General features: G+C 43.2%; 21 protein-coding genes and 1 pseudogene. 13 read left to right on the top strand and 9 right to left on the bottom strand.

The annotated features are described in order from the left end of the window. From DCK90_RS16480 to DCK90_RS17180, 5 genes and pseudogenes are all read left to right on the top strand, one after another. Window positions 1-967, top strand: a pseudogene (locus DCK90_RS16480) (bZIP transcription factor); the annotation flags it as partial. 3 nt (window positions 968-970) lie between these two features. Next, window positions 971-2,137 carry a gliding motility-associated C-terminal domain-containing protein gene (locus tag DCK90_RS16475; protein ID WP_108247302.1) on the top strand — a complete coding sequence of 389 codons (1,167 nt, stop codon included), beginning with the start codon at window positions 971-973 and terminating at the stop codon, window positions 2,135-2,137. Between the two features lie 78 nt (window positions 2,138-2,215). Continuing rightward, window positions 2,216-2,950 carry a M15 family metallopeptidase gene (locus tag DCK90_RS16470; RefSeq protein WP_108247301.1) on the top strand — a complete coding sequence of 245 codons (735 nt, stop codon included), beginning with the start codon at window positions 2,216-2,218 and terminating at the stop codon, window positions 2,948-2,950. Window positions 2,951-2,989: 39 nt separating this feature from the next. Next, window positions 2,990-3,754, top strand: coding sequence for a M48 family metalloprotease (locus DCK90_RS16465; RefSeq protein WP_108247300.1), 765 nt, complete (start codon window positions 2,990-2,992; stop codon window positions 3,752-3,754). Window positions 3,755-3,867: 113 nt separating this feature from the next. Continuing rightward, entirely contained in the window at window positions 3,868-4,035 is a 168-nt protein-coding gene (locus DCK90_RS17180) for a DUF6747 family protein (protein WP_313789992.1), read from the top strand. 102 nt (window positions 4,036-4,137) lie between these two features. Here the strand turns inward: DCK90_RS17180 and DCK90_RS16460 are convergent, their stop codons facing one another. After that, window positions 4,138-4,530: an ankyrin repeat domain-containing protein gene (locus DCK90_RS16460; protein ID WP_108247299.1), complete on the bottom strand. Its 393-nt coding sequence runs from the start codon at window positions 4,528-4,530 to the stop codon at window positions 4,138-4,140. A gap of 207 nt (window positions 4,531-4,737) precedes the next feature. On the opposite strand from DCK90_RS16460, the gene gpmI reads away from it, so the two are divergent. The 4 genes from gpmI (at window position 4,738) to DCK90_RS16440 (ending at window position 8,335) form a co-directional block, all read left to right on the top strand. Then, window positions 4,738-6,255 carry a 2,3-bisphosphoglycerate-independent phosphoglycerate mutase gene (gene gpmI, locus DCK90_RS16455; RefSeq protein WP_108247298.1) on the top strand — a complete coding sequence of 506 codons (1,518 nt, stop codon included), beginning with the start codon at window positions 4,738-4,740 and terminating at the stop codon, window positions 6,253-6,255. Window positions 6,256-6,300: 45 nt separating this feature from the next. Beyond that, complete coding sequence (gene map, locus DCK90_RS16450) at window positions 6,301-7,119, top strand: type I methionyl aminopeptidase (RefSeq protein WP_108247297.1); 819 nt, start codon at window positions 6,301-6,303, stop codon at window positions 7,117-7,119. A gap of 48 nt (window positions 7,120-7,167) precedes the next feature. Next, a complete protein-coding gene (locus DCK90_RS16445; RefSeq protein ID WP_108247296.1) occupies window positions 7,168-7,509 on the top strand; it encodes a GxxExxY protein in 342 nt (113 codons plus the stop codon). 61 nt (window positions 7,510-7,570) lie between these two features. Further along, window positions 7,571-8,335 (top strand): class I SAM-dependent methyltransferase, encoded by a 765-nt coding sequence (locus DCK90_RS16440; RefSeq protein ID WP_108247295.1) that lies wholly within the window; start codon window positions 7,571-7,573, stop codon window positions 8,333-8,335. Here DCK90_RS16440 and DCK90_RS16435 read toward each other — a convergent pair whose 3' ends face one another. The 8 genes from DCK90_RS16435 to DCK90_RS16400 all read right to left on the bottom strand — a co-directional run bounded on the left by DCK90_RS16435 (window position 8,336) and on the right by DCK90_RS16400 (window position 15,857). Beyond that, on the bottom strand, window positions 8,336-9,343 hold the full coding sequence (locus DCK90_RS16435; RefSeq protein WP_108247294.1) for an FAD:protein FMN transferase: 1,008 nt from the start codon (window positions 9,341-9,343) through the stop codon (window positions 8,336-8,338). It abuts the gene before it with no gap. Next, entirely contained in the window at window positions 9,344-9,703 is a 360-nt protein-coding gene (locus tag DCK90_RS16430; protein ID WP_108247293.1) for a Na(+)-translocating NADH-quinone reductase subunit F, read from the bottom strand. It abuts the gene before it with no gap. Between the two features lie 85 nt (window positions 9,704-9,788). Continuing rightward, window positions 9,789-11,096 (bottom strand): NADH:ubiquinone reductase (Na(+)-transporting) subunit F, encoded by a 1,308-nt coding sequence (gene nqrF, locus DCK90_RS16425; protein WP_108247292.1) that lies wholly within the window; start codon window positions 11,094-11,096, stop codon window positions 9,789-9,791. Between the two features lie 3 nt (window positions 11,097-11,099). Continuing rightward, window positions 11,100-11,840 (bottom strand): NADH:ubiquinone reductase (Na(+)-transporting) subunit E, encoded by a 741-nt coding sequence (nqrE, locus tag DCK90_RS16420; RefSeq protein ID WP_108247291.1) that lies wholly within the window; start codon window positions 11,838-11,840, stop codon window positions 11,100-11,102. An 11-nt stretch (window positions 11,841-11,851) separates the two neighbouring features. Next, window positions 11,852-12,499, bottom strand: coding sequence for an NADH:ubiquinone reductase (Na(+)-transporting) subunit D (locus tag DCK90_RS16415; RefSeq protein WP_108247290.1), 648 nt, complete (start codon window positions 12,497-12,499; stop codon window positions 11,852-11,854). A 1-nt stretch (window position 12,500) separates the two neighbouring features. After that, complete coding sequence (locus DCK90_RS16410) at window positions 12,501-13,250, bottom strand: Na(+)-translocating NADH-quinone reductase subunit C (protein ID WP_108247289.1); 750 nt, start codon at window positions 13,248-13,250, stop codon at window positions 12,501-12,503. 2 nt (window positions 13,251-13,252) lie between these two features. Then, window positions 13,253-14,503, bottom strand: a complete 1,251-nt coding sequence (locus DCK90_RS16405) for an NADH:ubiquinone reductase (Na(+)-transporting) subunit B (protein ID WP_108247288.1) — start codon at window positions 14,501-14,503, stop codon at window positions 13,253-13,255. A gap of 1 nt (window position 14,504) precedes the next feature. Beyond that, window positions 14,505-15,857 (bottom strand): Na(+)-translocating NADH-quinone reductase subunit A, encoded by a 1,353-nt coding sequence (locus DCK90_RS16400; RefSeq protein WP_108247287.1) that lies wholly within the window; start codon window positions 15,855-15,857, stop codon window positions 14,505-14,507. 150 nt (window positions 15,858-16,007) lie between these two features. Here DCK90_RS16400 and DCK90_RS16395 point away from each other — a divergent pair, with 150 nt between their 5' ends. From DCK90_RS16395 to DCK90_RS16380, 4 genes are all read left to right on the top strand, one after another. Then, on the top strand, window positions 16,008-17,252 hold the full coding sequence (locus tag DCK90_RS16395; protein WP_108247304.1) for a type IX secretion system plug protein: 1,245 nt from the start codon (window positions 16,008-16,010) through the stop codon (window positions 17,250-17,252). Window positions 17,253-17,281: 29 nt separating this feature from the next. After that, complete coding sequence (locus DCK90_RS16390) at window positions 17,282-18,535, top strand: DUF3667 domain-containing protein (protein WP_108247286.1); 1,254 nt, start codon at window positions 17,282-17,284, stop codon at window positions 18,533-18,535. Window positions 18,536-18,540: 5 nt separating this feature from the next. Beyond that, window positions 18,541-18,927 (top strand): Co2+/Mg2+ efflux protein ApaG, encoded by a 387-nt coding sequence (gene apaG / locus DCK90_RS16385; RefSeq protein WP_108247285.1) that lies wholly within the window; start codon window positions 18,541-18,543, stop codon window positions 18,925-18,927. 72 nt (window positions 18,928-18,999) lie between these two features. Then, on the top strand, window positions 19,000-20,182 hold a 1,183-nt coding region (locus DCK90_RS16380), incomplete at its 3' end, for an aldehyde dehydrogenase family protein (RefSeq protein WP_108247284.1).

Here is a 20,182-nt window from a genome sequence, read left to right as displayed (position 1 = left end):
TTATCTCGACAACACAGATGAGCAAGATTTGGAACTCACAGGGGATATGCTTACCCTAACAGGAGACCCAACACCCACCCCTATTGATCTTAGCAGTTACATCAATACCGACGAACAAGACTTGAGTATTGGTGGAGGAGGAACGCCAAATGAATCAGTTGAACTTTTAATATCTGGTGGAACAGGTACCATTATTAATATCGAAGATGGAGATTTCGACCCTTTGAATGAAATTCAAAATGTCACATCAACTGGGTTTGGACTATCTGTCTCACAGATTGGGCAAGACTTCCTTATCACTAATGATGCTCCAGACCAAACTGTCACGCTTGCTGATGGTGGGAATGGAAATGTGACGATAGGTGGTACATATCCTAATTTTACTATTGATGTCCCAGACAACATCGTCTATACGGCAGGTTTGGGAATAACTATTAATGGGGCAAATGAAATCTCAACAACAAACCTAAATGGTGATGTAACCGGGCCAATCAATGCAACAGTAATTGGAACAGGAGTGATTGACAATTCAAATATTGCCGCTGGAGCTGGTATTGAGGGAAGTAAAATAAATCCCATATTTAATACCGATGTAACTACTACAGGTGACTTCATCGATCTAACACCAGATTTTGTTTTCCAAAAATATTTTAACGGGTATTCCAGCTTGAATAATGAATATGAGTTTAAAAGTCTTGAGGAAATAGAGAGATTCATTAAGGACAATAATCACTTACCAGGAATTAAGTCGGCTTATGAAGTTAAATCTGAAGGAAAGTACCATTTAACCAAATCTTCAATGGCTCACCTCGAAAAAATCGAGGAACTTTTTCTTCATACCATTGAACAGGAGAAAAAAATTGAAACACTCCAATCGGACAATCAAAAACTTACACAGGAAGTAGATTCCTTAAAGGCAGAAATGAAGGAAATCAAAGCGCTCTTATTGAAAAACTCCCAGAATTAACCCTTGAAACCCTTCCTCCACATAGCGTTTTTGTTTTCGGTCAACGTTGCCTTTGCCCAAGAAGGGCTGTACAACAGTGGCAATTTTACCGTGCACAACGATGCCCAAGTGGGCCTGCATACCAATTTGATCAACGATGCCAACTTTGACCAAACCACTGGGCTGGTCGGTTTTTATGGCAATCGCCCCATTACGGTCACAGGGAGCATACCCCCCACTTTTTGGGATACGGAGATCTTGATGGACAACAATGTGTTTTTGGAGATCCCGCTGATGGTGCGGAACAACGTCAATTTTATACTCGGCGATTTTTTAACGCCGACCACCACGCCAACGGTCAACCTAAACTTTATGGAAGACGGCTTTTTTGGTGGGCAGAGCGACGATTCCAAAGTAACCGGCTTTGCCGAAGTGAACAACCGCAACGTATTTTCCTTTCCCGTTGGCGACGAGGAACAGCTTCGCCCGTTGACCTTCAATGCCCAGGGCAGTGTACCACGGGCCATTTGCGCCTATTTTTTTGAGAACCCTTCGGCTCCCATTTCCCTTTCACAAACTTTTGATGTAGAGGAAAAGGTAAACAATATTGGTACGGTTACCGATAGGGAATTCTGGGTACTGCAGGGCAATGTGCCCGTGCAGGTCACCATTTCATGGAACACCCGTAGCAGCTTGATCACCATTCCGAACGCCACGGTGGAGTCCATTATCGTAGTGGGCTGGAACAAATCGTCCAACCAGTGGGTAGTTATCGGGAACACCGCCTATAGTGGCGATATCACCAATGGTTTTGTGACCTCGGAGACCTTTGTGCCCAACGATTATGCGGCCATTACCTTTGGTACGGTTCCACTTCCGACAGATACTTTTGCCGTGAACAATCCCACGTTGGGCAATTATTTTTTGAGCCCGAACGGTGACGGCGTCAACGACTATTTGGTCATCGATGGCATGGAAGAATCACCGAACAACAGTTTGCGTATTTTTAACCGCTACGGGCAAAAGGTTTTTGAAAAGATAAACTATACCAACGAGTTCAGGGGCGTAGCAAACACGGGCAGCATGGTTCCCAATCCAGCCAACGGCCTTCCGGAAGGTGTTTATTTTTATCTGGTGACCTTGGACGACCTTGGACTGGAATATAACGGCTTCCTATTTTTAGATAAGTAAAAAATCAGTCTTTTCCCTCCAGAATTTTTCAAAAGCAGGAATTAAAAATACTTCTTAACTTGGGGCAAAATTTGTTTCATGAAAAGAAGGAGCTTTTTAAAAAATACCGCGGTATCGGGCATGGCCTGTGCCCTTCCACCTATATTTCCCTATTTCGCCGAACCCAAATACTCGACCGAGGAGCTCATGGGCAAAGCGGACATACAACTCTTTGGTGAAGGCATCAATTTACGGGAAGAAGCCTACACCTCCTTTTTGGAAATGAAAAAAGCGGCCTATTCTGCTGGTTTTGATATTAAAATGGTGTCCAGCTTTCGCGATTACTATCATCAACAGCGCATTTGGGAACGCAAATACCTGAACTACACGGAGGATTTGGGCATGTCCCCGTTCGATGCCATTGAAAAAATCATAGAATATTCCACGATTCCCGGAACCAGTAGGCACCATTGGGGCACGGATATCGATATAATAGATGGCTTCCCAAAGTCTTCGGGCGACGTACTGGTCCCCGAAAAATTTGAAGCGGGCGGTCCTTACGAAGGCTTCAAACTTTGGTTGGACGAAAACTCGACCAAATACGGGTTCTATCTCGTCTATACCAACAACCCCAGAAGAAGGGGCTTTAAATACGAACCTTGGCACTACAGCTATGCGCCCATTTCCATTCCCATGCTAACGGCCTATAGAAAACTCAATATCCTAAAGTTGTTGCAGGAAGAAAGTTTCTTGGGCAGCCAACACTTTACGGCAGGGTTCATAAAAACGTATATTCAGGACAATATTTTGGACATCAACCCGGTATTGCTATAACTGTTTTTTCGTATCTTCAACTAACAAGAACACTACACCATGAGAAGAGGAAGTTGGAGGATACGTATCCTTATCGGTTTGGCCATTGTGGCATTTGCTTTTATACGCCGATGCAGTAACCAAGAAGAAAATCCCTATACCGGGCGAACCCAGAACATCGACATGACCGCAGAGCAGGAAATTGCCATTGGGCTGCAAAGCGCTCCCGAAATGGCACAACAGCACGGTGGCCTCTATCCGGATGAACGTCTTCAAAATTTAGTGGACAAGGTCGGCAACAAACTGGTCCAGAACAGTGTGGCCAGCGAGACCCCTTATCGCTATGAGTTCCATCTGTTGGCGGACGACCGTACCATTAATGCCTTTGCTTTGCCGGGCGGACAAATATTTATCACCTATGCCCTGTTCTCCCAGCTCAACGAAGCACAGTTGGCCGGCGTACTGGGCCACGAAATAGGCCATGTGATCGGCAGGCACTCTGCGGAACGTATTGCCGAAAGCAGTTTTTGGCAAACTTTGGCCACAGGGGCATCGGTAGGTGGTGACATGGGCAGTGTAGTTGCAGGAATTGGCCAGAACACCCTTTTGACCAATGGTAGGGGCGACGAACTGGAGAGCGATGATCTTGGCGTATGGTTCATGATCGAATCCGGTTACGACCCAAACGAGATGATAGAGGTGATGAAAATACTTAAGGCGGCCGCAGGGCCAAACAGGGTTCCCGAGTTCCAGAGCACACACCCCGATCCCGAGAACAGGATCGAAAAAATCAAGGAATCCATCGATAAATATTCAGGTCGATAGAATCGGCTGTTCATCGATTAAAAAAGTGCTTTGTCTTTATTTCCGTATCTTTGAATGAACCCGAATCCTACCTACGTTCTCTTGATCTTTTATGCTATAAAAAGAGAGAACATATGGGAACACTATTACACTTTAAAGATCTCTATTTAGAGGCATTTGACGATTGCAAACCTAGCTTTGTGGTATTCTTTTTGAAGGGATACTCTATATTTTGTGCGGCCATGTTTTTATTGGCTGTATATGCATTTTTATACAGAGCTTTTACTGGCTTTGAATTCTAAGCCGCGAGACACACTCTTTTGCAAGGACACTAAAATTTGTGAAATGAAAAAAGGCCCCAACAAACTGTTGGGGCCTTTTTGTTAGACGAATAAACTCCTTTTCTATTTTTTCATAGCAGCTTCCAACACGGCTTGTGCCTCTGTTGCGTTGGACAATTCCGCATACTTCATGGCAGTCATGCCGCCATCACAGCGCTTTTTTAGGTCAGCACCATTTGCAATAAGTAATTTTAAAACTTCAGCTTTGTTGTAACGGGCGGCATAATGGATAGGAGCTTTCCCCAAAGATTTTTGGTTGACATCCTCCCCCAGTTCAATGAATTTTTTAACGGCTTCCACATCGCCCTGCATTACCGCCTTGCAAAAAGTACTGAGCTCATCGGGGCTTACCATTTCATAATTTGTTCCAAAATCATTTGTTTTGAGTTCGTTGGCAGAAACGCCGCTTAGGGCCAACATGGAAAATGCAGCCACTGTGAAAATTGTTTTTTTCATGATGATTGTTTTTGATTAATGAATTTACTTGTTATAAAAATAGACTTCCCAGAACAGAGGATGTTACACGATTAACAGTTAAATAACTTATTTTTAACAACTCCTCAATTTTAACATAAAATAATTAACAACTTCATAATTAGAATTTTAACAAAAAGCTAGGGCATCCAAGGAGAACATTTTATTTTTGTGGTACAATATGTTACTATGAACAAAAAGGTTATTCTTATGATTTTGGACGGCTGGGGAAAATCCCCAGATCCAAAAGTTTCGGCCATTGAAAAAGCCAACACACCATTCATTGATTCACTCTATACCAAATATCCTGATGCCGACCTTCACACCGACGGAATGAACGTTGGTCTGCCTGAAGGACAAATGGGAAACAGCGAGGTAGGACACATGAACCTTGGTGCGGGGAGAATTGTGTACCAAGATTTGGCCAAAATCAACAAAGCCGTAAAAGAAGATACCTTAAAAAACGAAACAGTACTCAAAGACGCTTTTGACTACGCCAAGACCAATAATAAACCGGTACACTTTTTGGGATTGGTGAGCGATGGTGGCGTACATAGCCATATAGACCACCTAAAAGCACTCATAAAAGCTGCTGACGAAAGCGGTGTGCAAAATTCTTACGTCCATGCATTTACCGACGGGCGTGATGTGGACCCCAAAAGCGGAAAAGGCTTTTTGGTAGACCTTGATAATTATTGCGCAGACAAAAAGACAAAGTTGGCTACCGTAATCGGAAGATACTACGCCATGGATCGCGACAAACGTTGGGAACGTGTTAAAATGGCCTATGATGTTCTGGTAAATTCCGATGGTGAAAAAACTCAAGATATTGGCGATGCCATGCAAAAAAGTTATGATGAAGGCGTTACCGACGAGTTCATTAAACCTTTGGTTATGACGGATGCTGCCAATGCCCCGGTTGCCAAGATTCAAGATGGTGATGTGATAATTTTCTTCAATTTTAGGACAGACCGAGGCCGTGAGCTTACCCAAGCATTAAGCCAGCAGGATTTCCATGAGCAGAACATGCACAAACTGAACCTGTATTATGTGACCATGACGAACTATGATGAATCCTTCAACGGAATCAAAATCATATTCAACAAAGAAAACATAAGGGAAACTCTTGGTGAGACCCTTGCCAAAAACGGCAAAAAGCAAATACGCATCGCCGAGACGGAAAAATATCCGCACGTAACCTTCTTCTTCAACGGAGGACGGGAGGAACCATTTGAAGGTGAAGAACGCATTCTATGTCCTTCCCCGAAAGTAGCAACGTACGATCTTCAACCTGAGATGAGCGCATATGATATCCGTGATGCCATTATTCCCGAACTTAAAAAAGGGGATGCCGATTTTGTATGCCTCAACTTTGCCAATCCGGATATGGTAGGGCACACCGGTGTCATGGAAGCAGCCGTTAAGGCATGTGAAACCGTTGACCAATGTGCCAAGGACGTGATTACGGCCGGTCTGGAAAACGGCTATTCCACTATCGTAATTGCCGATCACGGAAACTGCGATACCATGATCAATCCCGATGGTAGCCCTAACACGGCGCACACCACCAACCCAGTGCCACTTATTTTGGTTGACAACGATATCAAAGCGGTGAAGAGCGGTGTTTTGGGAGATATTGCACCTACCATTCTTAAAATGATCGGTGTACCACAACCCGAATTGATGACACAAAAATCATTGGTTTAAGCAAACATTCTTTAAAATCCATAGAATCAATTTATCTTTGCGGCTATGATTCAAGTAAAGACAGCAGAGGAAATTGAGTTGATGCGCGAAAGCGCTTTGGTGGTATCCAAAACGTTGGGCATGTTGGCCAAGGAAATCAAGCCTGGGGCCAATCCGCTAAAGTTGGATAAAATGGCCGAGGAATTTATCCGTGAGCAAGGAGCCGTACCCGGCTTTTTGGGCATGTACGATTTTCCGAACACACTAAACTGGAGCCCAAATGCGCAAGTCGTGCACGGAATACCGGGAAACGAAGAATTGAAAGATGGGGATATTGTTTCGGTGGATTGTGGAGCCGTTAAAAATGGCTTTCATGGCGACCACGCTTACACCTTTGAAGTTGGTGAGGTAGCCGAAGAAACCAAAAAATTGCTCAAGGTCACCAAAGAATCACTTTACTTAGGGATAAGAGAGTTCACACTGGGCAACCGTGTGGGCGATGTAGCATATGCCATCCAAAAATATACCGAGGACCATGGCTACGGTGTTGTTCGCGAATTGGTTGGGCACGGTTTGGGCCGTGAACTACATGAAGACCCTCAAATGCCGAACTACGGTAAAAGAGGACGCGGTAAAAAGTTTGTAAACGGAACTGTTGTGGCCATCGAACCCATGATCAACATGGGCACAAGACGGATAAAGCAACTGAAGGATGGTTGGACGATACTTACTGCGGATGGAAAGCCGAGCGCCCACTTTGAGCACGATGTGGCCCTTGTGGACGGGAAACCAGAACTCCTATCCACTTTTCAATATATTTACGAGGCGTTGGACATTACCAGCGATGAAGAGGATGAGTTCCGAAGCAAAAAGTTGGTGCTTTAGTGTAAGTATTTTTTATATTGACACGAATTTCACCAATTACTCAAATAAATGTCCCAAATCATTTATAAAAATGAGTCCTACTTCATCATTGGCCTATGCATGGAAATCCATAACGAACTTGGTAAAGGATTCAGTGAAGCAGTCTATGGAGAAGCATTGGAATTGGAACTGAAGTCCAACGGTGTTCCATATCAAAAAGAAGCTAAATTCAATATCACCTATAAAAGCAACATCTTGAAACACCACTATTTCGCTGACTTTTTAGTAGACGACAAAATAATATTGGAGCTCAAAGCAGTGGAAAAGATCAACAGTGCCCATGTAAAACAGACCTTAAACTATCTCGCAGCTTCTAAAATGAAGTTGGGGCTAATTGTAAATTTTGGTTAGGATAACTTATCCTACAAAAGAGTAATACTATAAATCCAATTGGTGAAAATCCGTGTGATTCGTGTCAAAAATTTTTAAATACTTCCTCAATCTAATTCCTAGGCCTTTACTTATCCGATTAAGCTATTGGGTACGTCCATTGATTGCCTTTTTCCTAAAGGGAAATAAATTCACCGACCCGATTGACGGTAAGAGCTTTAAAAGTTTTCTTCCCTACGGATATGAAAGTCCCAGGGAGAACGTACTCTCTCCTTCTACCCTATCCTTGGAGCGGCACCGCTTATTGTGGCTGTATTTAAAGGATGAAACCGAGTTCTTCAGCAAACCTATAAAATTGCTCCACTTCGCGCCTGAACAGGCGTTTTACAACCGATTCAAAAAGTTGGACAATCTAGATTACACCACTACCGACCTCAATTCACCTTTGGCGGATGTAAAGGCGGATATCTGCAACCTACCCTTTTCCGATAATTCCTTTGATGTCATCTTATGCAACCATGTTCTGGAACATATCCCGAATGACACTAAGGCCATGCAAGAACTCTACCGTGTACTGAAACCGGGCGGATGGGGCATCTTTCAAATTCCACAAGACCTGAAAAGGGAAAAGACCTTTGAAGATGACACCATTATCGATAAAAAAGAGCGTGCCCGTATTTTTGGTCAATACGATCATGTCCGCATTTATGGCAGGGACTATTTTGATAAGCTTCGCAGCATAGGTTTCACAGTGGAAGAAGTGGATTACACCAACACCCTTCCAAAGGAAGATGTTGAAAAATATCGATTGGCGAAAGGCGAAATTATCCCCTTGGTTCGGAAATGATCATTTTTTGACCAGAGCCTCAAAACCAGAAGTAAAAAATTCCTTAGTCTCGCCGTTTTCATCCAAATAGATGATATACGCCTCCAACTCATTATGATTATCAAGCACTTTTTTGGACTCCTCCAAATCCATCGCCATAAAGGTTGTTGCATAAGCATCGGCAACGGCACAGGTCTTTGCCACCACACTTGTGGCCAACACATTGGAGTTTTTCGTGTATCCGGTTTTCGGGTTGATGGTATGTACGTACTTCTCACCAGTCTCAGGATCTACCCGAAACTTTCTGTAATTTCCGGATGAAGCCATCGCCATATCCTCCAAGGAAACAATTTGTTTCAATTCACGGCCTGTTTCCACCTGAGGGTCATCAATACCGACCGTCCATTGTTTCCCTGAATCCAGATTGGTACCCTTGGCCAGCACTTCGCCCCCTACTTCAACGAGGTAATTCTCGATACCTTTGGCATCCAACATGGCCCCTAGCCTATCTATTGCATAACCTTTGGCCACTGCGTTAAAATCAAATCGGATGGATGGATGGGTCTTACTGATGGTATTATCTGAATTTAGCTTTACCTTTTCCCATCCAACATAGCCCAATAAGCTATCCACGCGAAGGCTGTCGAGCTGTATCTGCTCACCCGGACCAAATCCCCATGCATTGACCAAAACACCGATAGTAGGGTCAAAATAGCCGTTTGAAGCCTTATATACTTTACTTGAAACATCAAAAACTTCCTTGAACATCTCATCCACCACAATCGTGGAATCCCCTTCATTGATCTTGGAAATATCGGAAGAAGGGATATAGGTGGACATAGATCGGTTGAGCACCTGAAAAACAGAATCTATCTCCTGTTGATAATCCAGTTCCTTATCGGCAATATAAATAATGGAATACGTGGTGCCCAGGGCATTGCCCCAAGCTTGGTTCTTGACCTGCTCATTCTTTTGATTACAAGCAACAAACAATACAACCCATCCCAACAACAGTATAATCTTTCTCATCTATATCTCTATTAATCCTTGGTAGTCCACTACATATTCTTCATCCAAATACAATGGTTCCGTCCTGTCCGATGCATTGGATAGTCCAACTCCGGCAAAATAGGTCCTTGCCTCGAATTTCTCGGCGTGATCCTTAACGGTGCGCATCAATTCTTCATCATATTCTCGCGGATTGAGGGGAAATTCCACATTGCGCACCACAATAAAATGTAGCACTTTTTCTTTAAGGCACACATACTGCGGGTTCTTTTTGAGCTTACTGTTGATGGCCATAAATTCAAAACCATCAGACTCCAGTTCCCTACCCACTATGTTCATGGCCAAGTTGTGCAATTCTTGTTCTGTTAATTCTCTTCCCATAGGCAACAAAAAAACCGATGCTTGAGCATCGGTTTGGTTTTATAAATTCCTCTCGACAATGCTCGAGGTGATTATATGTTTCGGATTATCCTCCAAAGTCATCAAACCTGATATTCTCATCTGGAATACCAAAGTCCTCGCCCATTTTCTGAACAGCTTTGTTCATCAATGGTGGTCCACAGAAATATAGTTCAATATCTTCTGGAGTTTCGTGATGGTTCAAGTAGTTATCGATAACACAGTTGTGAATAAATCCAACAAAACCATCTCCTTCAGCATCAATATTCTCTTTAACTTTCCAGTTATCTTCTTCCATTGGTTCTGAAAGTGCCATATAGAATTTGAAGTTAGGAAAATCCTTTTCCAATTGCTTGAAATGATCAATATAGAACAATTCTCTTTTGGAACGACCTCCATACCAATACGTAACTTTTCTATTGGTCTTTAATGTTTTGAACAAGTGGTACAAGTGAGAACGCATTGGCGCCATACCGGCACCACCTCCTACGTAAAGCATTTCTGCTTCGGACTCGTTAATAAAGAATTCACCGAACGGTCCGGAAATGGTTACGGGATCACCTTCCTTCAAACTAAAGATATATGAAGAGGCAATACCTGGATTCACATCCATCCATCCATTTTTATTACGATCCCAAGGCGGGGTAGCAATACGAACGTTTAGCATAATCTCTCTTCCTTCTGCTGGGTAAGAGGCCATGGAATAGGCTCTTTCAACAGTTTCAGGATTCTTCATTACCAATGGCCATAGGTTGAACTTATCCCACTCAGCTTGAAACTTGTCTGGTGTCTCATGTTCTTCTGGGTGAGCGGTAATGTCAATATCCGAATATTTTACTTCGCAAGGTGGAATCTCAATTTGGATATACCCACCTGCCTTATAGTTCATATCTTCTGGAATCTCAACCACAAACTCCTTGATAAAAGAGGCCACGTTATAGTTACGAACCACTTTGGCATCCCACTTTTTGATACCAAATACCTCTTCTGGAATAGTGATGTTCATGTCCTGCTTTACCTTAACCTGACAGGCCAAACGGGCACCCTCGCTCAATTCCTTTTTTGAAAAGTGAGGTGTTTCTGTCGGCAAGGCTTCCCCTCCTCCGGAAAGTACATGACATTCACACTGGATACAGGTTCCACCTCCACCACATGCGGATGGCAAGAATATTTTTTGGTTACCCAAGGTTGACAACAAAGACCCTCCTGAACCAACTTCCAATTCTTTTTCACCATTAATGGTTATCGTAACTGGTCCTGATGGAGATAGTTTTTCTTTGGTGAACAGCAAGAGTGCCACCAAAATCAACAACAAAACAAGAAACGCTACTACGGTAATTAGAATAGTACCTCCGGTACTTGCGGCTAATATCATCTTCTATTTGTTTATGGCTTCGTTATAAGAGATTGCTTTTTCTTTATCTTCAATCTCCTTTTTGATTTTTTTATCTTCCTTGGTTTCAACGGTAGTGGTCTGGGCTTCCTCTGGCGGCTCGTTATCACCCGTAAGCATACCTCCAAAACTTTGGAAACCAATACCCATTAAACCTGTGATTATAAAAGTGATTCCCAAACCGCGCAATGGTGCCGGTACATTGGAATACCTGATTTTTTCCCTAATTGCCGCAATGGCCAAAATAGCCAAGAACCATCCAATACCGGAACTGATTCCATAATTCAGCGCCAACCCTATATTTGGGATTTCCCTCGCCTGCATAAAAAGCGAACCTCCCAAAATGGCACAGTTAACAGCTATCAAGGGCAAGAAAATACCCAAAGAGTTATAAAGAGAAGGTGAAAATTTCTCCACCACTATCTCAACTAATTGAACCATTGTTGCAATGGTCGCAATAAATAGGATAAAGGATAAAAAACCTAGGTCATAATCCGCATATTCCGGCCCTAACCAAACCAATGCTCCCTCCTGAAGAAGGTATTGATCCAAAAGCCAGTTCAACGGAACCGTTACACCCAAAACAAATATTACTGCAGCTCCCAAACCAACAGCTGTGGAAACTTTCTTGGATACGGCCAAATAGGAACACATTCCCAAAAAGACCGCAAACACCATATTGTCTACGAAGATTGATCTAAAAAATAATTCTAAATGCTCTAACATGCTTCCTCAGTTTATGCTTCTTCAATTAATGCTCTGTTTCGAGAACGTTGTACCCATATTATAATTCCCACTACAATCAATGCCGCCGGGGGTATAATCATAAAACCGTTGTTCTCATAGCCGATGGAATACAGTCCTGTTTTGGCGATCGGATCGCCCAACACCTTCATTCCGAAAAGTGTTCCGGAACCCAATAGTTCTCTAAAGAAACCAACTATTACCAAAATTACACCATAACCCAAGGCATTACCAATACCATCCAAGAAAGATTTCCAAGGACCGTTACCCAAAGCAAAAGCTTCAAAACGCCCCATGATGATACAGTTGGTAATAATCAGACCAATAAATACCGATAAGGTTTTACTGAGGTCATAGGCAAAAGCTTTCAGTACTTGATCCACGATAATCACCAAAGCGGCAACTACCACCAATTGTACGATAATTCTAATTTTTGCAGGTATGATGTTCCTCAATAATGATATAACAACGTTACCTACGCCAAGTACGAACAATACCGATATCGCCATCACTACGGAAGCTTTGAGCTCCGCAGTAATCGCTAGCGCTGAACAGATACCCAATACCTGAATGGTAATAGGGTTGTTGTCCGCCAACGGATCTTTTATAAGATTTGCATCTTTTTTTGATAGTAGCGCCATATTAATTGGTTCTAAGAGTTTGTAAATAAGGTTTGTATAGCTTTAGGCTTTCCTTTATCATAGCGGTAACACCGTTACCGGTAATGGTAGCTCCTGCCAAAGCATCTACTTGATTATCATCTTTGTCGTTGTTCAACGGGTCGTTATTACCTTTCGCTACAGCTATACCTTCATAGGTGTTGCCATCCATAATGGATTCACCTTTGAAGTCATCCATAAAAAAGCGTTGGTTGATGTTGGCCCCGAGACCAGGGGTTTCTCCCGCGTGATCGAAGAACACACCTTTGACCACCATATTATTGTCGACCGAAATATATCCCCAGATGGCATCCCAAAGACCTTTTCCGTACATTGGAATGATATAATACTTTTCTCCATCCTTCTCGCCTACAAGCAACGGAAGTTCTCCTTCTTCACCATTTTTGACTTTGACCAATTCTTTCTGCACCTCAATCAAATATGCATTATCCTTTTCTGATGCTTCCGTACCGTTCACGACCAATTGCTGCGTAATGTACTTTGAAAATGCCTCTTCTACCTCGGTAGTTGGAACAAAGCTCACATCACTATCGCCTTCATTATCATTAACACCCATGGCATAAAGGATATTCTGTTGCTTTTCAAATCGCTGGTTTTCGGTGATCATAGGCTTAAGGCCAGATGCAACGAATGCCAATAGCGAACCCACAACAACAACCATTAAGACTGCGAATACTACAGTGTAGCTATTTTTTTCTGTATTGATTGCCATAATTAAGCTGTTTCCGTTTTTAGTGTATCAACCTCGTCCGAAGATTTTGGATAGATGGTTGCTGTCTTAAATCGTTTCAATCTCTTTTTAATGTTACCCCTTACCACGTAATGATCAATGGTAGGTGCAAACACGTTCATCAGCAAGATGGCCAAGAACACTCCCTCTGGATAACCTGGGTTGAACACCCTGATCATTACTGAAAGTAATCCTATAAAGAAACCGTAGTACCATTTTCCTTTATTGGTCTGTGAACCCGTTACAGGGTCGGTAGCCATAAATACGATACCGAAAGCCAATCCACCTACCAACAAATGCTGCCAGTAAGGAAAACTCATTAGCGCATAGAACTTACTATATTCCGGCAACCAACCAGCATCCACAACACCGTTGAAAATAAGACCCATCACTAAAGCACCCACTACGGCACTTACCATAATTCTCCAAGAGGCTATTTTCGTGAAAATCAAGAAAAGTGCTCCGAGCAGAATCAACAAGGTCGATGTTTCACCAACGGAACCAGGAATAAATCCGTAGAACATATCGGCCAACGAATAGGCATAATCAGAGCCCTGAGCCAGGGAACCTAGAACAGTTTCTCCAGAAATAGCGTCTGCCGTTCCAGCTCTTTCTACTCCTTCGTGAACCCATACCTTGTCACCACTCATCCAAGTTGGATAAGCAAAGAACAAGAACGCACGAATAGTAAGTGCGGGGTTCAATATATTCATTCCGGTACCTCCGAAAACTTCTTTCCCGATCACAACACCAAACGCTACGGCTATGGCCAACATCCAAAGAGGAGTATCTACAGGAACAATTAATGGAACCAACATCCCTGTTACCAGGTATCCTTCTTCCACTTCGTGACCTTTGATTACAGCGAACAAAAATTCAATCGCCAAACCAACTCCATAGGATACAATTACCAACGGCAAAACTGTAGTAACACCAATCCAAAAGTTGTCCCATGTCAAGAAGTGGTCAAAAAGAGAAAAGCTCTCTGGAAAACCGTTGATGGCGGAGTAATGTTGATACCCTGCATTGAACATTCCGAACAACAAACATGGCACCAAAGCCATGATTACCGTGTTCATGGTACGTTTCAAATCATCGGCAGCTCGAACGTGCGCCCCAGAATGGGTAGTCTCGTTCGGCATATAAAGAAAAGTATGCAGCGCATTGAAGGCCGGAGCCATTTTTTTGCCCTGATACTTTACTTTTAAGTCGTGTAATTTTTCTTTCATGCCCATATTATCCAAGTTCTTTTTGCAACAAATCCAATCCTTCCCTGATTATTTGTTGGTGTGGTTGTTTTGATATGCATATGAATTCTGTCAAAGAGAAATCCTCAGGAGCCACTTCGTAAAGTCCCAATTGCTCCATTTCGTCCAAATCCTTCACCATACAGGCCTTCAACAATTGAAGCGGGTATATATCCAGAGGGAACACCTCTTCGTACCTGCCTGTTACCACGAAAGCCCTATGCTCACCGTTGGTATTGGTATCCAAGTCATATTTTTTATTGGGCTGCAACCAAGAAAAGGTCAATGCCCTTGTAGATGAAATCTTATTGAACACGGGCTTGTTCCAACCAAAAAACTCGTAGTCGTCTCCTTCGGGAATAGCCGTCACAGTATTATTGTAGAATCCAAGGTAGCCCTCTGTATTGGTTTTGGAACCTGTGAGGACATCTCCGTTTATCAACCTAAACCTATCTTCATTGACACCACTCGCATAAAGGAAAGTGGAGATTTCAGCTCCGATTTTTGTCTTGTAATACTTAGGTTGCTTTACAACAGAACCGGCCAATGCCACGATTCGCTCCGCATTGAACTTACCTGTCAAAAGCAGTTCTCCCAACATTACCATATCCTGCGGAGATAGCGTCCACACCACCTCACCTTTGTTCACAGGATCAATTCTATTGATTTGCGTACCTACCAAACCAGCTGGGTGAGGACCAGAAATTTTATGAAGCTCTATCCCTTTAATATTATTGAACGGAGACCTGTTGGATTTCCCAACGGTTACATGTATTTTCCCCGGGGTCATTTTGCCCAATGCCAAAACAGCCGCTTGAATTTCCTGCTCCTTATCCTGAAGCACAAAATCAGGATTTGCCGACAATGGTGCAGTTGCGTATCCAGAAACGAATATTGCTTTTGGAGTGGCACTGGGATCAGCAATCACATCGTAAGGTCTTTGCTTAATAAAAGGCCATCCCCCACATTGCAACAGGTAAGATTTAATGGCCTCACCATCTGCCGTATCCAAATCCGGCACCTTATTGATTACGTAATCTTGTTCTTTATCAGCAAGAATTTTTAGTGTTAAGATTCGCCTCCTTGCTCCCCTAACAATTTCCACAAGCTCTCCGCTTACCGGGGATACGAAGTGCATTTCTTCGTTGTTCTTGTTATAAAAGAGGGGTTCGCCCGCTTTTATCTCTTCCCCTTGTTTTATCAACATTTTTGGAGTGATTCCGTGGAAATCATCTAGGTTCAGGGCGTAAACGTTACTTGTAACGGCTTTGGAAATAGTCTGCTCTGCCGCCCCGACGAGGTTGATATTCAACCCCTTTTTAATCCGGATGTCTTTAGACATATTATTGTAGACCTTTTGTTATCAAAATCGAACGCAAAAATAGTACTAAAAGGATTGTTTTCATAATAATTAACCATAAAATTGGGATTATGACGAGCTTAATTCCCTTGGCTTACTTTTTGCTTACCTTTACTTAAAATTATGCCCTTGATGCGATTTGCCTACATTCTTTTTCTGACGGGACTGGTGATGCCCTCAGTTTCCGGACAGGTTATGGAGGAAGTAAATCCCCCGGAAAATATAAAATCGGTGATTTTTAAAGGTCCAACGGAAGACCAGTTTCCGGTAATACAGCTCGGAGAGTCAATGACTTTGGAGTTCGATGACATCTTGGCCAACGAACAAGATTACTATTACAAAATTGTTCATTGTGATTACGATTGGACACCTTCCCAATTATTAAAATCACAATATCTTTCCGGTGCGGACAACCAACGGATCATCGACTACGAGAACAGCTACACCACCCTTCAGCCCTACTCCAATTATCGCCTTTCCATCCCCAACGAGAACGTTAGATTAACGGTCAGCGGCAATTTTGTACTGGAAATCTACAATAGTTACGGCGACCTTCAATTTTCCAGAAGGTTTGTGGTTTACCGGAATGCGGTCTCCGTTGCAGGCACCGTAAAGCGGTCCAGGGATTTTAACTTTATCAACACCAAACAAGTAGTACAGTTCAATATCAACACTGCCGGCTTCAATGTGGTAAATCCCAAAAAGGAAGTCAAGGTCGCCATCATACAGAACCACCAATGGTCCACGACTCTTTATAACATCAAACCACAATTTACCATTGGCACGGAACTCGTGTACAAGTACAATGAGGAAACGAGTTTTTTTGGTGGCAACGAGTACCTGAACTTCGACACTAAAGACCTTCGCTCCCCAACATTTGCCATTTCCAGAATTGAGATGAGTGACGTGTACCACCACTATCTGTTCACCAATGAATATCGGTTCGACCAAGAGTACACCTATTTTCCGGACATTAATGGCGATTTTGTGGTAAGGACCCTCCAAGGGGAGGATGTTTCAAGAGAGGCAGAATATTCCAAGGTTCATTTTAGTTTGCCGTACACCGATTTGATAGGACTGGACGATGTGTACGTTATCGGAAAGTTCAATAATTATGGGTTGACCGATGAAAACAAAATGATATTCAACGAGGAAACCGGAAAGTTTGAGGCAACCCTTTTAATGAAGCAAGGGTTTTACAACTATAAATATGTTATCCAACGGGAAGACGGTACCATCGAACCCAATGTGGTAAGTGGCAATTTTCATTTTACCGAAAACAACTACCTTATATTGGTATATTATCGAGATTTTGGTGATATGTATGACAGTATAATAGGTATAGGCTCCACAAACTCCCAAAATATCAGCAATTAATTATCTTTAGGCCCAAATCCTCGAAGGACATGGGCAAAAAAGATGGTTTGATCACCAAGGGTCGCTACGAATTAAAGTTTAGAGGCGTTGAATGTCTAAACTGTGGACATCCCCTCGACATCAGTGATAAATATTGCCCCAATTGTTCCCAGGCCAACAGCACCAAAAAACTTACGCTCAAGGATTTTGTTGATGAGTTCTTTTCTGGACTGATCAATTATGATTCCAAGCTCCTAAAAACGCTTTATGCTCTTTTATTAAGACCGGGTAGAATTACCAAGGACTACGTAAACGGAAAACGGATAACCTACACAAACCCGTTTCGTTTTTTGCTGAGCTTGGCTTTCCTCTATTTTTTGATGTTCACCTACAATAGCCAATTTGATACTTGGGACCAAGACGCCCAAAAATATGACGGCACCATATTCAACGGTTCACCATTTAAGTTCAATACAGATAAAGGAGGATTTGAAATTGACAGTGTAGCCTTGAAAAAACAAACTACCAACACGCAAAAAACCCTAGACTCCCTACAAAGGTCAAATCCAGATATTTTGACAGGTATCCACAACCTTGATTCCATCGAAAACGTCAACCCTAAGCTTTCCAAACAACTTGGTGGCTTGGACTCCTTAGGGGTTTTTATAAACGGTATTCAAGAACAAGAACAAAAAAAGGACTCTTTCATGACCAATGACCCTTCGGGTTATTTCAAAACTCTAGAAAGTGAATCGGGAACAGAAAAGTTTCTTAGCAAAACAGAATTTTTTGGACATGCAATCAAACAGGATACCTTGTTCAATTTTGAGCAGGCGAGGGCCAAATATCAAATTGAAAGCAGTCGATCCAACAAAATGGCCTTTAATATGGCCAACAGTATTTTAAAGGTGATAAGTAAACCTGGTAGCTGGGTCAACGAAACAATTTCCAAGCTCCCTTTTGTCATTTTCTTCTTTATGCCGGTGTTCACCATCTTCATTTGGTTGGTGTACATCAGAAAAAATTATACCTACACCGATCATCTTATTTTTAGTTTCCACAATCAGTCGCTCTTGTTTATCTTGCTCATCCTTAGCCTTACATTGGATACCATATTCGATATAAGTAGCTCAGGGATTTTTCTGTTGATTTTCGCCTTTTACCTATATAAGGCAATGCGAAAATTCTACGGACAAGGAAGATTTAAAACTATTGTGAAATACATCTTTTTGAACACGGTATTTATGATCTTGGCCTTTTTCACGATTATAGTCACGTTTGCAGGAAGCGGTTTAACCTATTGATAGTTATGTTTACACAGGTAACCAAAGGAATAAAAGTATCGGTACGCACCTCTTTTGAAGGCACATTCTTTAAGAATTATAAAGTGCATTATGCATTCGGATATACCATAACCATAGAAAATCTGAGTAAGGACACCGTACAGCTTACCGCAAGGCACTGGGACGTATTCGATGCCCTTAAGGACATGGAGACCATTGATGGAGAAGGCGTAATAGGCAGAAAACCCGTGATTAAACCCGGTAAATCGCACACCTATAGTTCTGGATGCCTTTTAGCTTCACCCGTTGGAGCCATGCGAGGACACTACCAGATGGTCAACTTTACCAATGCCAACGAATTTGAGGTGGATATACCTACCTTTAAGTTCGCCGCGCCGTTTGCCATAAACTGATTCAGGCTATTTTAAAATCCTTATAGGTTTCATTACCTTTGGTAGAATTGTTTAATAATTAAAAACATTTCTATGGGAAAAGGATTTTTTCAAGTTCCAACAGCATACAATGAGCCTGTACTAAGCTACGCTCCAGGTTCTCCCGAACGAGAAGAAGTACTCAAACAATACAAGGCGTTTTACGATAGTGAGGTTGACATTCCTCTTTACATCGGAAGCGAAGAGATAAGAACGGGCAACACCAGGCCCATGTCGCCCCCGCACGACCACAAGCACATTCTGGGACACTACCACTTGGCCGAGAAGACCCACGTGGAGCAGGCCATCGCCAACTGTCTGGAAGCCAGGGAAGCCTGGGCCGACCTCACTTGGGAACAGCGATGCGCCATCTTCCTTAAGGCCGCCGAGCTCATTGCGGGGCCATACCGCCAAAAGATGAACGCCGCCACCATGCTGGCCCAGTCCAAAAACATTTATCAGGCCGAAATCGATTCCGCTTGTGAGATCGTGGACTTTCTACGTTTCAACGTGGAGTACATGGCACAGATCTATGGCGAACAGCCGGAATCCTCCGAGGGCATCTGGAACCGCGTCGAGTACCGTCCGCTGGAAGGTTTCGTTTATGCCATCACCCCGTTCAACTTTACCGCCATTGCAGGGAACCTTCCCGCCAGTGCGGCCATGATGGGCAACGTGGTGGTCTGGAAGCCCAGCGACAGCCAGATCTATTCCGCCAAGGTGATCGTCGATGTCTTCAAGGAGGCCGGACTGCCCGACGGCGTTATCAACGTGGTCTACGGGGACCCCGTTATGATATCCGACACCGTGTTGGACAGCCCGGACTTTACGGGCATACATTTTACCGGTTCCACCAACGTGTTCAAGAACCTTTGGAAGCAGATCGGGAACAACATCCACAAGTACAAGACCTATCCGCGCATCGTGGGCGAGACCGGCGGGAAGGATTTCATCATTGCGCACCCGACCGCCAAACCGCAACAGGTGGCCACGGCCATCAGCCGTGGGGCCTTTGAGTTCCAGGGACAGAAATGTAGTGCGGCATCAAGGGTGTACCTGCCAAAGTCCACTGCAGATGAGATACTGGAACTGGTCAAAAAGGACATCGCCTCCTTCAACAAACCGGGCTCCCCGGAGGACATGGGCAATTTTATCACTGCCGTGATCCACGAAGGGTCCTTTGACAAACTGGCCAAGTACATCGATCAGGCCAAGACCGATGACAATGCCGAGATCA

This window comes from Muricauda brasiliensis (genome assembly GCF_003057865.1).
Classification (GTDB): domain Bacteria; phylum Bacteroidota; class Bacteroidia; order Flavobacteriales; family Flavobacteriaceae; genus Flagellimonas; species Flagellimonas chongwuensis.
Note: the sequence above shows the minus strand (reverse complement) of the source record. Positions and strands in the feature narration are given on the sequence as shown.